The organism is Geodermatophilus sp. SYSU D01180 (assembly GCF_054050415.1).
In genome coordinates this window covers 1-13,805 of record NZ_JBJGZH010000015.1, presented here as the reverse complement: position 1 = coordinate 13,805, position 13,805 = coordinate 1, and the positions used below count along the sequence as shown (strand labels likewise).

Annotated in this window: 10 protein-coding genes and 1 pseudogene; 4 read left to right on the top strand and 7 right to left on the bottom strand. The window is 74.9% G+C overall.

The genetic code is table 11. The annotated features are described in order from the left end of the window. Positions 1-9: 9 nt before the first annotated feature. The 7 genes and pseudogenes from ACI8AA_RS14650 to ACI8AA_RS14620 form a co-directional block, all read right to left on the bottom strand. Positions 10-1,863, bottom strand: a complete 1,854-nt coding sequence (locus ACI8AA_RS14650) for a protein kinase domain-containing protein (protein WP_457045135.1) — start codon at positions 1,861-1,863, stop codon at positions 10-12. 369 nt (positions 1,864-2,232) lie between these two features. Then, on the bottom strand, positions 2,233-3,273 hold the full coding sequence (gene nrfD, locus ACI8AA_RS14645; RefSeq protein ID WP_457045134.1) for an NrfD/PsrC family molybdoenzyme membrane anchor subunit: 1,041 nt from the start codon (positions 3,271-3,273) through the stop codon (positions 2,233-2,235). Further along, positions 3,270-4,334 carry a 4Fe-4S dicluster domain-containing protein gene (locus ACI8AA_RS14640; protein ID WP_457045133.1) on the bottom strand — a complete coding sequence of 355 codons (1,065 nt, stop codon included), beginning with the start codon at positions 4,332-4,334 and terminating at the stop codon, positions 3,270-3,272. Before ACI8AA_RS14640 ends, nrfD begins: the two co-directional genes overlap by 4 nt. Before the next feature lie 10 nt (positions 4,335-4,344). After that, positions 4,345-7,635 (bottom strand): annotated as a pseudogene (gene fdh / locus ACI8AA_RS14635) (formate dehydrogenase). Between the two features lie 85 nt (positions 7,636-7,720). Further along, complete coding sequence (locus tag ACI8AA_RS14630; protein ID WP_457045132.1) at positions 7,721-8,221, bottom strand: hypothetical protein; 501 nt, start codon at positions 8,219-8,221, stop codon at positions 7,721-7,723. A 108-nt stretch (positions 8,222-8,329) separates the two neighbouring features. Next, a complete protein-coding gene (locus ACI8AA_RS14625) occupies positions 8,330-8,716 on the bottom strand; it encodes an MmcQ/YjbR family DNA-binding protein (protein ID WP_457045131.1) in 387 nt (128 codons plus the stop codon). A 24-nt stretch (positions 8,717-8,740) separates the two neighbouring features. Continuing rightward, positions 8,741-9,001, bottom strand: a complete 261-nt coding sequence (locus tag ACI8AA_RS14620) for a hypothetical protein (protein ID WP_457045130.1) — start codon at positions 8,999-9,001, stop codon at positions 8,741-8,743. Between the two features lie 118 nt (positions 9,002-9,119). Between ACI8AA_RS14620 and ACI8AA_RS14615 the strand changes: the two genes are divergently transcribed. The 4 genes from ACI8AA_RS14615 to ACI8AA_RS14600 all read left to right on the top strand — a co-directional run bounded on the left by ACI8AA_RS14615 (position 9,120) and on the right by ACI8AA_RS14600 (position 13,761). Further along, positions 9,120-9,929 (top strand): MBL fold metallo-hydrolase, encoded by an 810-nt coding sequence (locus tag ACI8AA_RS14615; RefSeq protein ID WP_457045129.1) that lies wholly within the window; start codon positions 9,120-9,122, stop codon positions 9,927-9,929. Continuing rightward, on the top strand, positions 9,926-10,567 hold the full coding sequence (locus tag ACI8AA_RS14610) for a DedA family protein (protein WP_457045128.1): 642 nt from the start codon (positions 9,926-9,928) through the stop codon (positions 10,565-10,567). The genes ACI8AA_RS14615 and ACI8AA_RS14610 overlap by 4 nt, the downstream gene beginning before the upstream one ends. Beyond that, positions 10,564-12,711, top strand: a complete 2,148-nt coding sequence (locus ACI8AA_RS14605; RefSeq protein ID WP_457045127.1) for a phage holin family protein — start codon at positions 10,564-10,566, stop codon at positions 12,709-12,711. The genes ACI8AA_RS14610 and ACI8AA_RS14605 overlap by 4 nt, the downstream gene beginning before the upstream one ends. Before the next feature lie 81 nt (positions 12,712-12,792). Then, positions 12,793-13,761, top strand: coding sequence for a glucosyl-3-phosphoglycerate synthase (locus ACI8AA_RS14600; protein WP_457045126.1), 969 nt, complete (start codon positions 12,793-12,795; stop codon positions 13,759-13,761). The last annotated feature ends 44 nt before the right edge of the window (positions 13,762-13,805 follow it).

Below are 13,805 nucleotides of genomic sequence, written 5' to 3'. Positions count from 1 at the left end.
CTGCCCGGATCAGTTGGTGGGCAGGGCAGCACCCGTGGTGGTCACGGGCGACGGCACCTCGCTGGGCACGCCGTAGAGGGTCGGGTCGCCCCAGACCGCGTACACGTCCGCGTCGTCCCAGCCGTCCCTGCAGTTGGGCTCGATGCGCGTGGCGGAGACGTTGAGGCGCAGCCCGCCGGTGACGTCCACGGCCACCGGCACCGGGGCGCCCAGCGTCGCGGTCTGGGTGAAGACCGAGCGGCCGTCGACGAAGACGTCGAACTGGATCAACCCGGCGGACTGGCTGCCGTCGCTGAGGCCCACGGTCGCCTCGAACTCCCGGTAGCTGCGGCCCAGGTCGTACTGGATGCTCACCGTGTCACCGCACGACGTCGACGAGCTCACCGGGTGGATGTAGGTGACGCCGTTCATCGTGACCGTCGATCCGGCGCTCATGCTGTAGCCGGACGTCTCGACCGCGTCCAGCGAGGTGAGGAAGGTGCCCACCGGACGGCGGGCGACCGTGAGGGTGACGGTGTCGCCGCGCTCGAGCCGAGTGCCCTCGATGGGGTCCTGCGCCATCACGGTGTTGTCGGCGACGGTCTCGTCGAGGACCTCGGTGACCACGACGCGGAGGCCGGCGTTGGTGATGGCCGTCTGCGCCGAGGCGAGCGTCAGCCCCGTGACCGACGGGGCGACGCCGCCCGACGGTGCACTGGTGGTCGACCGCGCCGCCGTCGACGAGCGGCCGGCGGAGGTCTCCCGCTCCGAGGAGGACGCGGACGACGAGGAGGACGGGGTGGCTGCTTCGGCCGCGCCGTTACCGCGCGAGGGCTTGAGCAGGACGACGGTGAGCACACCGAGGACGACGACGAACGTCAGCACGGCGGCCAGCGCGACCGGCCACCGCCTGCGCCTGCGGGGCTCCGGGGAGCGCGTGCCCGCGGGCTCGGTCGCCGGGACCGGCTGGGTCTCCGACCGCAGGCCCGTGACCGTCGGCTGGCTGACGACGGGCGGCGCCGGCGGCGCCTCCAACGGGCGCAGCTGCGGGGCGTCGGCGACGCTGGGCGCGGCAGAGGCCAGCCAGGCGCGGAACGCCTCGGCGCTGGGCGGCCGCTGCGCCGGGTCCTTGGCGAGCAGGGCGGTCACGGCCGCCCAGACCGCGTCGGGCATGCCCTCGGGGCGGGTCGGCTGCTGCTCGGCGTGCCGACGCAGCACCGCCAGGGGGCTGCCCCCGCTGAACGGCGTCACCCCGGCGACGAGCTCGTAGAGCATGACGCCGACGGCGTAGAGGTCGCTGGCCGGCGTGGGCGTGGCCCCGTCGGCCACCTCAGGGGCGAGGTACTCGGGCGTGCCGATGACCGTCGTGCGGCGGGCCTTCTGGCTCTCCTCGGCGATCCGTGCGACGCCGAAGTCGGTCAGCCGCGCCTCGTCGGGGCGTCCGCCGGCGAGCAGGACGTTCTCCGGCTTGACGTCGCGGTGCACGACGCCGCCGGCGTGCACCGCGGTCAGGCCGGCCAGCACCCCGTCGACGACCGCGAGGGCGTCGATCGGGCGGTAGGTCCCGCGGCGTGCGAGTTCGGTGCGCAGGTCCGGTCCCTCGACGAGGTCCATCACGATGGCCAGCCGCGATCCCTCGGCGACCAGGTCCCGTACCCGGACGAGGTGCGTGTCGTCCAGCCGGGTGAGGATCTGCGCCTCCTGGACGAAGCGCGTGACCACCGCCGGGTCGCTGGACAGCTCCGGCCGGAGGACCTTGATGGCCAGGGACTCACCCTCGTGGGTCCGCCCCCGCCAGACCTGACCCATGGCGCCGGCGCCGATGGGGGCATCCAGCAGGTACCGGCTGCCCAGGGCCTCAGGGCTGTTGGTCGGGTCGGTCATGGCAGTCCTCGTCGATCAGCGAACACAGGGAGTGTTCGGAAGGATGCGGTTCGCAACCGCAGTCGCCGGATGCTAGCGACGCCCCCCTCCCTCGAGGGGGGTGGACACGACGGGACCGGGGGCACGTGGGACGGCTGTGTCTGGGGTGCTGATGGACGAGGACCGCCGGCCGCACGAGGGATCAGACGGCCTGCCGCCGCCGAGGGCGCGCTCCGCGCATGCAGGTGCGTACCGCCGGTCAGCGCGTGGCCGGTGCTGGACCGGCGAGCTGTCGTGCACGGCTGTCACGACCTGGAGCAGCGCAGGAGGACGAGCGGTCCCGACTCTCGCGTCGTGCCCCGCCCCACCGGCCGGGGTGGGACACGGCGGTCAGCGGGTGACGGTCGGCGCGTGGCCGTTCTGCCGGGCGGCGAGCCGCTCGCGCTGCGGGACCACCGTGTACTTGGGGTCCCGGGCGCTGGCCATCCCGGCCTCGAAGACGCCGAAGCGGGTGAGCAGCGAGCCGGCGGCCAGCAGCAGCCCGGACACCACCGCACCGGCCCGACGGCGCCCGGCCACGACGGTCAGCGCCGCCCCGGCCGCGGTGCACGCCTTCGCCGCCCGCAGCATGGTCCCGGGCCGGCCCTCGTGGTACGGCTCGCTGACGATCCCGTGGTCGCTCTCCACCCGGTGCATCACGGCCAGCTCGATCGCCGCCCCGGCCACCGCGGTCCGCCGCGAGGGCCCGGCCTCGGCCACCGGCGTGAACACCATGGTCATCCCGCCGCCGGCCGCCATCGCCGAGCCGCCGAAGACGAACGGCAGCTGGTCGTGCGCCGCGTGCCACGAGGGCACCGCGGTGTTGGCCAGCAGCACGCCGGTGTAGGTGGCCAGCGGCCCGCCGAACAGCGCCGACACGACGCCGCCGAAGCGCTTGAGCCGCGGGAACCAACCGAGCAGCTCCACGGCCGCCGTCGCCGCGGCCGCCCCGCTGAACGGCGCGAGGATGTAGGAGCCGACCGACAGCGGCGAGGTCGGCTTGAACACCCGCAGCATGTGCAGGAACCGCTCGGGCCGGCCGAGGTCGTGGATGAGGAAGACCACCGAGGCGAGCGCCCCGCCGCCGGCGGTGTAGCGGCCGATCCGGGTCAGCGTCGGCCGACCGGTGACGTCGGCGACCGCGGCGAGGATCGACGACGACCCCGCCATGCCGCCGAGGAACAGGTACAGCGGCACGTCCGGCGACTTCCACACCGGCGGCTTGATGATCGGGCGCCCGTAGTACGAGGTGAACTGGGCGTCGTCGACCATCGGCACCTCGCCGCCGCCGCCGCGCCGCCCGCCCCTCCGCCGCCGCTTGCCGCGGGCCTCCGCGGCCGGGCCGTCGGCCCGCCGCCAGCCCGCGCCGGGAGTGGTCAGCCCCTCCGTCACGGCCGCCGCCCGAGGAAGGACGAGATCACGACGCCGGCGATCATCGCCGCGCCGGCCGCGGCCGCCCGCCACATCGACGGCAGGTCGCGGGTGGTGACCACCGGGTCCGGCGGCAGGCCGTAGACCTCCGGCTCGTCGAGCAGCAGGAAGAACGCGCCCGCGCCGCCGACGCCGTCGTCCTCGTCCCGGCCGTAGAGCCGCGCCGTCTCCACGCCCTGCGCCTTGAGGGTCGCCAGCCGGGCGTCGGCACGGGCCTGCAGCTCGTCGAGGTTGCCGAACTGGATCGACTGGGTCGGGCAGGCGGTGGCGCAGGCCGGCTGCAGCCCGTCGGTGAGCCGGTCATAGCACATCGTGCACTTGAAGACCCGGCCGTCGCCCTTGCGCTGGTCGATGACGCCGTAGGGGCACGAGGGCACGCAGTAGCCACAGCCGTTGCAGATGTCGCCCTGGACGACGACGGTGCCGAACTCGGTGCGGAACAGCGCCCCGGTCGGGCAGACGTCCAGGCAGCCGGCGTGCGTGCAGTGCTTGCAGACGTCGGAGCTCATCAGCCAGCGGATCTGCTTGTCCGTGCCGCTCTGCCCGGTCTGCGGGTCGAACTCGGAGAGCGCCTCGGCGTTGAGCACGCTCGACTGCTGGGCGTTCGCCAGGCTGTCGTCGTTCTGCCCCTCGGCCACCGACGGGCCGCTGCCCTGCCGGTCGTCGCCCGGGCGGCCGAAGGTCGGCATCGGCAGGTCGACGGTGCGCGCCTGCTCGATGAACGCGACGTGCCGCCAGGAGTTGGCCCCCAGCTGCCCGGTGTTGTCGTAGGACATCCCGGACAGCCCGATGACGTCGCGCACGCCGTGCGAGTCGTCCATCGGCAGGGTGTTCCACTCCTTGCACGCCACCTCGCAGGCCTTGCAGCCGATGCACACCGAGGTGTCGGTGAAGAAGCCCACCCGCGCCGGGTGGTCGGTGTCGTAGCCGGCCTCCCCCTGGACGTCGGGCAGCGGCCCGAACAGCCGGTTCTCCGGGTCGCGCCCGGTGAAGGCCGGGCTCGCCGAGCTGATCGAGGTCATGCCGGCCTCCTCACTGCTGGGACCCCTCGCCGGCCTCGGCGGCGACCGGGTCGCGGCCGTTGACCCCGACCCGGCCGGACGCCACGCCCGCGCGCCGCCGGTACTCCTCCACGAACTCGATCAGCTCGGGACCGCGCGGGCGCCGTCCCGGCCGGATGTCGGCGGTGCTGACCTTGTCCTCCTGGATGTGGGTGTTCGGGTCGAGCACGATCCCGAGCAGGTCGTTGGCCGAGTCGCCGGTGGAGATGCCGCTGTAGGACCAGTGGTAGGGCATCCCGATCTGGTGCACGACCTGGCCGTCGCGCAGTCGGATCGGCCGCATCCGCTCGGTGACCAGCACCTTCGCCTCGATGGCCGTCCGCGTGCTGACCAGCGTGGCGTACTCCCCGTTGACCAGCCCGCGCAGCGCGGCCAGCTCCGGGCTGACCTCGACGAAGAACTCCGGCTGGAGCTCGGACAGGTAGGGCAGCGTCCGGCTCATCCCGCCGGCGGTGTGGTGCTCGGTCAGCCGGTAGGTGGTCACCTGGAACGGGAAGACCGGGCTCAGCGGCGGGTTCTCCCGGTTCCACGGGCCCTCGATGCGCTCGATCGTCGGGTTCGCCTGCTGCTTGTACAGGGCGTTCTCGACGACGGACTCCGCCGGCTCGTAGTGCGTGGGCAGCGGCCCGTCGACGACGCCCGCCGGCGCGTACAGCCAGGCCTTCCCGTCCCCCTGCATGATGAACGGGTCGGCGCCGCCGATCGCGTCCTGCGCCCGGGCCCCCTCCGGCGGCACGTAGTCCGGCCGCTTGGTCGCCTCGAAGTCCGGGTTGTCGGCGCCGGTCCAGCGGCCGGCCTCCTCGTCCCACCAGACGTACTTCTTCCGCTCGCTCCACGGCCTGCCGTCGGGGTCGGCCGAGGCGCGGTTGTAGAGGATGCGCCGGTTGTACGGCCACGCCCAGCCCCACTCGGAGGCGACCTGGCCCTGCTCGCGGCCCGGCCGGCGGCGGGCGGACTGGTTGACCTCGTCGGCGTAGACGCCGGAGTAGATCCAGCAGCCGCACGACGTCGACCCGTCGTCCTTGAGCTCCATGTAGCCGGAGACCGCACGCCCGTCGGGGCCGACGCCGTTGATCTCCCGCAGCACGTCCTCGGCGCTGGGCTCCTGGTCGGGACCGTGCGTCGGGTAGTCCCAGGTGAGGTCCAGCAGCGGCCGGTCGCGCGGGTCGGTGGACCCCGCGAGCCGCTCGCGCAGGATGCGGCCGAGGTGGAAGAAGAACCACAGGTCGCTCTTGGCGTCACCCGGCGGGTCGACCGCCTTGTGCCGCCACTGCAGCAGCCGCTGGGTCTGGGTGAAGGTCCCCTCCTTCTCCGCGTGCGACGCCGCGGGCACGAAGAAGACCTCGGTGGCGATCGTCTCCGGGGCGAGCTCGCCGGTCTCGATCTCCGGCGACTCCTTCCAGAAGGTCGCCGACTCGATCATCTGCAGGTCGCGGACGACCAGCCAGTCGAGGTTGGCCAGCCCGAACCGGTTCATCCGGCCGTTGGGGTGGCCGACCGTGGGGTTCTCGCCGACCAGGAAGTAGCCGGAGATCTTCCCCTCGATCATGTCCTTGATCTGCTGGTAGGAGCTGTGGTCGCCGTCGATCAGCGGCATGTGACCGAAGGCGAAGTCGTTCTCCGGCGTCGCGGCGTCGCCCCACCAGGCCTTGAGCAGGCTGACGGTGTAGGCGCGCTTGTTGCCCCAGAAGCCGGCCTTGCCGGCGGCGTCGGCGCAGTAGTCGTCGAGCGACTGGTGCTGCATCGCGTGCGGCATCGGCAGGTAGCCGGGCAGCAGGTTGTACAGCGTCGGGACGTCGGTCGAGCCCTGGATGCTGGCGTGTCCGCGCAGCGCGAGGATGCCGCCGCCGGGACGGCCGATGTTGCCCAGCAGCGTCTGCAGGATCGAGCAGGTGCGGATGTACTGCGCGCCGACGCTGTGCTGCGTCCAGCCCACCGAGTACACCCACGCCGTCGTCCGGTCCCGGCCGCTGTTCTCGGTGACCCAGCGGGCCACCTGCAGGAACGTCTCCGGCTCGATGCCGCAGACCTCGGCCACCATCTCCGGGGTGTAGCGGGCGAAGTGCCGCTTGAGGACCTGGAAGACCGTCCGCGGGTGCTGCAGCGTCTCGTCGCGCTTCGGCTTGGCCGGGATCGGCGGGCCGCCGCTGCCGGCCGCCTGCGCCTTGTCGGTCTTCCGGATCTGCGGGTGGTCCTCGAGCTCGTCCTGCGCGGCGGCCCCGGCCGGGTCGTCGGAGCCCGAGTGCGGCGGCTCCTCCGGCTCGTACTGCCAGCTGGACTCGTCGTAGGTGTTGTTCTCCGGGTCGAAGCCGGAGAACAGGCCGCCGAGGTCCTCGGCGTCGACGAAGTCCTCCCTCACCAGCGCCGCGGCGTTGGTGTAGGCGACCACGTACTCCTTGAAGTACAGGTCGTTCGTGAGGACGTGGTTGATCAGCCCGCCGAGGAACGCGATGTCGGTGCCGATGCGCAGCGGCACGTGCAGGTCGGCGATCGCGCTGGTCCGGGTGAACCGCGGGTCGATGTGGATGACCTTCGCGCCGCGTGCCTTGGCCTCGCCCACCCACTGGAAACCCACCGGGTGGCACTCGGCCATGTTGGAACCCTCGATGACGATGCAGTCGGAGTTCGCGAGGTCTTCCTGGGAGTTCGTGGCACCGCCACGTCCGAACGAGGCACCCAGACCGGGCACCGTGGCGGAGTGCTATATGCGCGCCTGGTTCTCGATCTGTATGGCGCCCAGGGCGCTGTACAGCTTCTTCATGAGGTAGTTCTCCTCGTTGTCGAGGGTCGCCCCTCCGAGGCTCGCCAACCCCATGGTGCGGTTCACGCGCTTGCCGTCGTTCTCGTCCTGCCAGCCCTTGCGCCGGGCCTCGAGGACGCGGTCGGCGATCATGTGCATCGCCGTGTCGAGGTCGAGGTCCTCCCACTCCGTCCCGTACGGCCGGCGGTACTTGACCGTCGTCACGCGGGTCGGGCTGGTGACCAGCGACTTGCTGGCGCTGCCCTTGGGGCAGAGCCGGCCGCGGCTGATCGGCGAGTCCGGGTCGCCCTCGATCTGGACGATCTGCTCGTCCTTCACGAAGATCCGCTGCCCGCAGCCGACGGCGCAGTACGGGCAGACGCTCTGGACGACGCGGTCGGCGGTGGCCGTGCGGCTCACCACGTCCTCCGTCGCCCTGCTCCGCGCGGCCCTGCCGCGCCCGAGCGGATCGGGGCCGGTCAGCTGCCGGAACACCGGCCAGGCGTCGAGCCAGGTCTTCACGCTGTGGACTCTGCCACTCCCGGCGCGATCCGGCGCGCGGAACGCCCCGGTACCGGTCGTGCCGGTACCGGGGCGTCCGGCGGGCTCAGCGCACGTGCACGAACTCGTCGTGGCTCAACAGCAGGCCCTCGGGACCGGGGGCGGCGGGGTCGGTGAGGCAGAACTGCACGTAGGCCTCGCCCCGGGCCAGCGCACCGGCGCCGGCGCGCTGCCCGCCGTCCCACGCCGGCTCCAGCTGGTCGACCTCGAAGGTGCCGACCCGGCTCCTGCCGTCGCAGGTGAAGGCGTTGCGGTGGCTGTCGCTCCACGCCGCGGAGATGCCGCTGCTGCCCTCCTGCTCCAGGCGCGGGTCGGCCGTGCGGTCGGCGGTCTGCTTGACCGACACCCACAGGCCGAGGTCCTCACCGGCGGCGCAGCGGTAGCGGACCTGGACCTGCGCCACGGTGCGGTCACCACGGTCGACCTGTACGACGCCGACGACGTCGGCCTCGTAGACGGGCTTCGGCGCCGCGGCGGCGGGGGCGGCGAGGGCGAGGACGGACGTCGCGGCGAGGGCGGTGCCGGCGACGAGGGGGCGCAGACGCACGGGATCTCCTGTGATCACGGGTTCGGGACGGCGGCGGAAGATGCCAGACCCCGCGGCACCCGGCCAGGGGTTCCCGCGCGGCGCCGTACCGCCCGGTACCGGGAGGGACTACCGCCCGGCGAGGTGCTCGCGCGCCAGCCGGGCCGGCGCCTTGGCCAACCAGGCCTCGGTGACCAGCTCCTCGAGCTCGGCGACGTCGATCGCGTCCAGCCGGACCAGCACGGCGGCGTACCCGTCGAAGTGCGGCGTCGTCAGGTAGACGGCGGGGTCGTCGGCGACCAGCGCGTGCTTGACGCCCTCGTCGGCGACGGCCGCGCCGAGGACCGGGCCCTCCGGCGCGACGTCCCCCAGCTGCTCGACGTCGGCGCGGCGCAGCGGGCGCTCCCAGACGAAGGCACGGTCGCGGACCTTCCACGCCGGCCGTCCGTAGGAGGTGCCCTCCGTGGTCCCGGGCAGCGCGAGGGCCAGGCGCCGCACGTCCGCCCAGGTGGCCACGGCGCGACGCCAGCGCTGCCCGGGTCAGGCCGGGGTCGCGCCCGGCGCCCGCTGCCCGCGCGGCAGGGCCACGCCGCAGGCGGCCAGCCGCTCCCGCAGGCGGTCCGCCTCCCGTCGTCGGTGCTCGGCGCGCCGGCGCAGCACCGCCACCTGGACCGGGTCGGTGGTGCGCTGCGCCCGCAGCTCCAGCACCGCCGCCGTCTCCAGGTGCAGCGCCATGCGCCGCAGCTCGCCGGACAGCTCCGCCGCCGGCCGTGGCAACCCCGGGTCCCCCGCTGAGGTCATGGGAGGCATGGTGGAACGCATCCGTCCCCGCCGCACCCGGAGCGGCGCGCCGGGCCGGCTTCCCCGGACGGGGGACGGCGTCCGCGGACCCGTCGGTCCCCGGGTCGATACTGGCCGCGTGGAGGGTCCCGGGCTGCACTGGATCGGCCACTCGACCGTCCGCGTCGAGCTGGCCGGGTCCACGGTGCTCACCGACCCGGTGCTCACCCGCTCCCTCGGCCCGCTGCGGCGGGTCGCCCCCCTCCCGCCCCCGGCCGCCTGGGCCGGCGCCGACCTGGTCCTGGTCAGCCACCTGCACGCCGACCACCTGCACCTGCCCAGCCTGCGGCTGCTGGACGACGACGCCCGCGTGGTCGTGCCGCGCGGCGCCGGCGCGTGGCTGCGCTCGCGCGGCGTCCGCTGGGTGGACGAGCTCGCCCCCGGGGAGTCGCTGGTGCACCGCGGGCTGCGGGTCACCGCCGTCCCCGCGGTGCACAGCGGCCACCGCTGGGGCCCGCGCCTGACCTCCGGCCCCGAGACGGTCGCCGTCGGGCACCTGCTGGAGGGCGCCGGGTCCAGCGTCTACGCCTGCGGCGACACCGACCTGTTCGAGGGCATGACCCGCATCGGCGACCGCGGGGTCGACGTCGCGCTGGTGCCCGTGTGGGGCTGGGGTCCCACGCTCGGCCCGGGCCACCTCGACCCCGAGCGGGCCGCGGAGGCGGTGGCCCGCGTGCGCCCGCAGGTCGCCGTCCCGGTGCACTGGGGCACCCTCGCCGTCCGCGGCGGCACGGCGCTGCCCGGGCTGGCCGGGCGCTACCGCCGGCTGCTGACCGAGCCGCCGCTCGCCTTCGCCGAGGCGGTCGCCGCCCGCCGGCTGCCCACCACCGTCGTCGTCCCCGAGCCCGGCCGGCCGGTCGCGCTCCCCGCCGTGGCGGACGCCGTATGAGCACCACCCTCGCCGCCGCCTGGACCGACGGGTCGCTGGGCTACCCGGTGCTGTTCGGCGGCGTGCTGCTCGGGTCGATCGTGCCGGTGGTGCCCACGGGGCCGCTGGTCGGCGCCGCCGCCGCGTTCGCGGTCACCGCGCACGAGCTCAACCTGGTCGCGGTGCTCGTCGTCGCCGCCCTCGGCGCCTGGCTCGGCGACGTCACCACCTTCGCCGTCTGCCGCTCCGGCGGGCCGGCCGCGGTGCGCTGGGTCGCGCGGGGCCAGCACGCCGACCGGATCGAGGAAGTCCGCGGGCAGTTCCGCCGGCACGGCTGGCAGATCATCGTGGCCGGACGGCTGCTGCCCGCCGGGCGCATCCCCGTGCTGCTGGCCGCCGGCGCGCTGGCCTACCCGTGGCGGCGGCTGCTGCCCGCCTCGTTGCTGGCCGCCTCGCTGTGGGCGGTGGCCTACGCGCTGCTCGGCGTGGCCAGCGGCGGGATCTTCGACAGCCCGCTCATCGCCACCCTGGTGGCGACGCTGCTGGTCCTCGTCGTGGGCGCGCTGCTCAACCTGGTCGGGTCCCGCCGCCGGCGGCACGACGGGCCGGAGCGGCAGCCGGAGGACGAGGGCAGCCCGACGTCGTGCGGCCCCGCGTGAGCCGGCCGGACCAGCGCGGGCGGGTGCTCGGCCGCGGGCGCGCCCCGGCCCGGGTGCTGCTCACCTGGCTGCTGGCCACGCTCGCCCTCGTCGTCCTCGACCGGTGGCTGACCGGTTTCGCGATGCCCGCCTGGTGGCAGCCGCCGCTGACCGCGCTGCTGCTCGGCCTGCTCGCCGGCGTGGTCTGGCCGCTGGTCATGCGCGTGGCGCTGCCGCTGGCGCTGTTCACCCTCGGCCTGGGCAGCTTCCTGCTGCTGGGCGCGGGGGTGCTCGCGGTCTCCTTCGCCGTCCCGGGCGTCGTGGTCACCGACCTGGGCACCGCCACCCTGGTCGTCGTCGCCATGGCGGCGGTGACGGCGGTGGTGAGCAGCGCGCTGGCGATCGACGAGGACGAGCTGTTCTTCCGCCGCGCCCGCCGCCGCGCCGGCTCCGCCTCGACCGCCGGGCCCTGCCCGCCGGGCGTGCTGTTCCTGCAGATCGACGGGCTCGGCGCCGACACCGTCCGGCGCGCGGTCCGCGACGGGTCGATGCCCACCCTGGCCGCGTGGCTGCGGTCGGGCAGCCACGCGCTCACCTCGTGGCACACCGACTGGAGCTCGCAGACCGGCGCCTCGGTCTGCGGCATCCTGCACGGCTCGAACCACGACATCCTCGGGTTCCGCTACTACGAGAAGGACCGCGACCACGTCGTCGCGGTCTCGCACCCGGCCGACGCCGCCGAGGTGGAGCGGCGGCACTCCGACGGGCGCGGGCTGCTGGCCGGCGGCGGCGCCAGCCGCGGCAACCTGTTCACCGGCGACGCCCCGCACGTCAGCCTGACCATGAGCGCGCTGCCGCTGGTGGTGCCGCGGCGGTCCGGACGGCGGCGCGAGCGGGTGGGCGCCGGCTACTACGCCTACTTCGCCAACCCGGTGAACGCGCTGCGCACGCTCGGCGTCTCGCTGGCCGACGTCTACCGGGAGCTGTCCGCGGCCGCCCGGCAGCGCCGCGCCGACGTGCGACCCCGGGTCAGCCGCGGCGGCATCTACCCGCTGGCCCGGCCCGGGACCACGGTCATCGCCCGCGACGTCGTCGTCGCCGCTGTCCTGGAGGACATGATGGCCGGCCGCCCGGCCGTCTACGCCGACTTCCTCGGCTACGACGAGGTCGCCCACCACAGCGGCGTCGAGCGCTTCGACACCCTCGAGGTGCTGCGCAGCATCGACCAGCAGGTCGGCCGGCTGGCCCGCGCCGGGGAGCTCGCCCCGCGGCCGTACCACGTGGTGCTGCTGTCCGACCACGGCCAGACCCAGGGCGAGGCCTTCGCGCAGCGCTTCGGCGAGACGATCGAGTCCTTCGTCGGCCGGCACTGCGGCGGCACGCCGGACCCGGGCCGGCGCGGACCCGAGCCGCGCGACAGCCGCCGTCCGGCCGAGGGCTGGCAGGTCACCAGCGCGCTCGCCGAGGTGGCGTCCGGGCCGGGCTTCATCGCCCGCCGGCTGCGCGAGCGGGTGGTGGCCGCCGGCGCCGGCGAGCACGCGCACCGGACGCCGTCCGGGGAGCCGGGCCGGGTGGCGCGGGTGGCGCCGGGCGTGGTGGTCGTCGTCTCGGGCCACACCGCCGGCGTCTCCTTCCCCGACCTGCCCGGCCGGGTGCCGCTGGAGGAGATCGAGCACCACTGGCCCGACCTGCTGCCGGCGCTGGTCGACCACGACGGCGTGGGCTTCGTGCTGGTGCACTCCGAGGAGCACGGCCCGGTCGTCCTCGGCCGCGACGGCCTGTCCCGGCTGGCCACCGGCGTGGTCGTCGGCGAGGACCCGCTGGCCGGGTACGGCGAGCACGCGCCCGCGCTGGTGGCGCGGGTGTCCACGTTCCCCCACTGCCCCGACGTCATGGTCAACAGCCGCTACGACCCGGACACCGACGAGGCCTCGCCCTTCGAGCCGCACGTCGGGTCGCACGGCGGGCTCGGCGGCCCGCAGCAGCGCGGGTTCCTCGCCCACCCCCGGGTCCTGACGCCGCCGGGCGAGATCGTCGGGGCCGAACACCTGCACCGGGTGCTGCGTGGCTGGCTGACCGAGCTCGGGCACCCGGAGCCCGACGGCACCGGCGCGCGGGTGGGACCGGACAGCCCCGCGGCCCTGCGGGATCCCAGCCGCGTCTGACGGCGGAACGTCCGGCTACGGCTCCGTGAACACCGGCCGGGCCCGTGGCGGCGCGCCGGAGGGCTCCGGGACAGTGGGGCGATGCGACCCGACGCCGCCACCTGGTTCTCCGGCCGCACGTCCGCCGTCCGTTCGGTCGCCGACGTCGACGTCCTCGGCCTGCTGCGGGCCAAGCGCCGCGGCGGCCACAGGGTGAGCCTGGTCCTCCCCGCGCGCGACGAGGAGGCCACCGTCGGCGGGATCGTCGCCGCCCTGGTCGAGCGCTGGGTCCGGCTGGTCCCGCTGGTCGACGAGGTGGTCGTCGTCGACTCCGACTCCACCGACCGCACCGCCGAGGTCGCCCGCGCCGCCGGGGCCGACGTCGTCGCGGCCGCGGACGTGCTGCCCGGGCACGGCAGCCGGCCGGGCAAGGGCGAGGCGCTGTGGAAGTCCCTCGCGGCCACCACCGGCGACCTGCTGGTCTTCCTCGACGCCGACCTGCTCGGCGACGTCACGCACTACGTGCCGGGGCTGCTCGCGCCGCTGCTGACCGATCCGCAGGTCGGCTACGTGAAGGGCTGCTACGCCCGGCCGCTGGAGGTCGACGGCCGCGTCACGCCCGCCGGCGGCGGCCGGGTCACCGAGCTCACGGCGCGCCCGCTGCTCAACGCCCTGTGGCCGGAGCTCGCGGGCTTCGTGCAGCCGCTGGGCGGGGAGTACGCCGGCCGGCGGGAGGCGCTGGAGCAGGTGCCGTTCGTCTCCGGCTACGGCGTGGAGGTGGGCCTGCTGGTCGACCTGCTCGGGCTGCTGGGCCTGCACGGGCTGGCGCAGGTCGACCTGGGCGTGCGCCGGCACACCTCGCAGGACCAGGAGGCGCTGGGCCGGATGGCCGGCCAGGTGGTCTCGGCGGTGCTGGCCCGCAGCGGCCGGTCCGGCGCCGGCGGGCTGCTCACCCAGTTCCGCACCGACGGCAGCGGCTTCCTGCCGGTCAGCACGCCGGTCGCCGTCGACGAGCGGCCGCCGATGGCGACCGTCCCCGAGTACCGGGCCTCCCGGGCCGGGGCGGTCTGACCCCGCGCCGGCGGTCGTGCTCTGCCCCGCCTCCCGGGGCAGAG

Coding starts and splice junctions, on each gene's coding strand:
- ACI8AA_RS14620 (WP_457045130.1), bottom strand. CDS start 9,001: ATGACCTCAGCGGGGGACCCGGGGTTGCCACGGCCGGCGGCGGAGCTG.
- ACI8AA_RS14600 (WP_457045126.1), top strand. CDS start 12,793: ATGCGACCCGACGCCGCCACCTGGTTCTCCGGCCGCACGTCCGCCGTC.
- ACI8AA_RS14650 (WP_457045135.1), bottom strand. CDS start 1,863: ATGACCGACCCGACCAACAGCCCTGAGGCCCTGGGCAGCCGGTACCTG.
- ACI8AA_RS14610 (WP_457045128.1), top strand. CDS start 9,926: ATGAGCACCACCCTCGCCGCCGCCTGGACCGACGGGTCGCTGGGCTAC.
- ACI8AA_RS14640 (WP_457045133.1), bottom strand. CDS start 4,334: ATGACCTCGATCAGCTCGGCGAGCCCGGCCTTCACCGGGCGCGACCCG.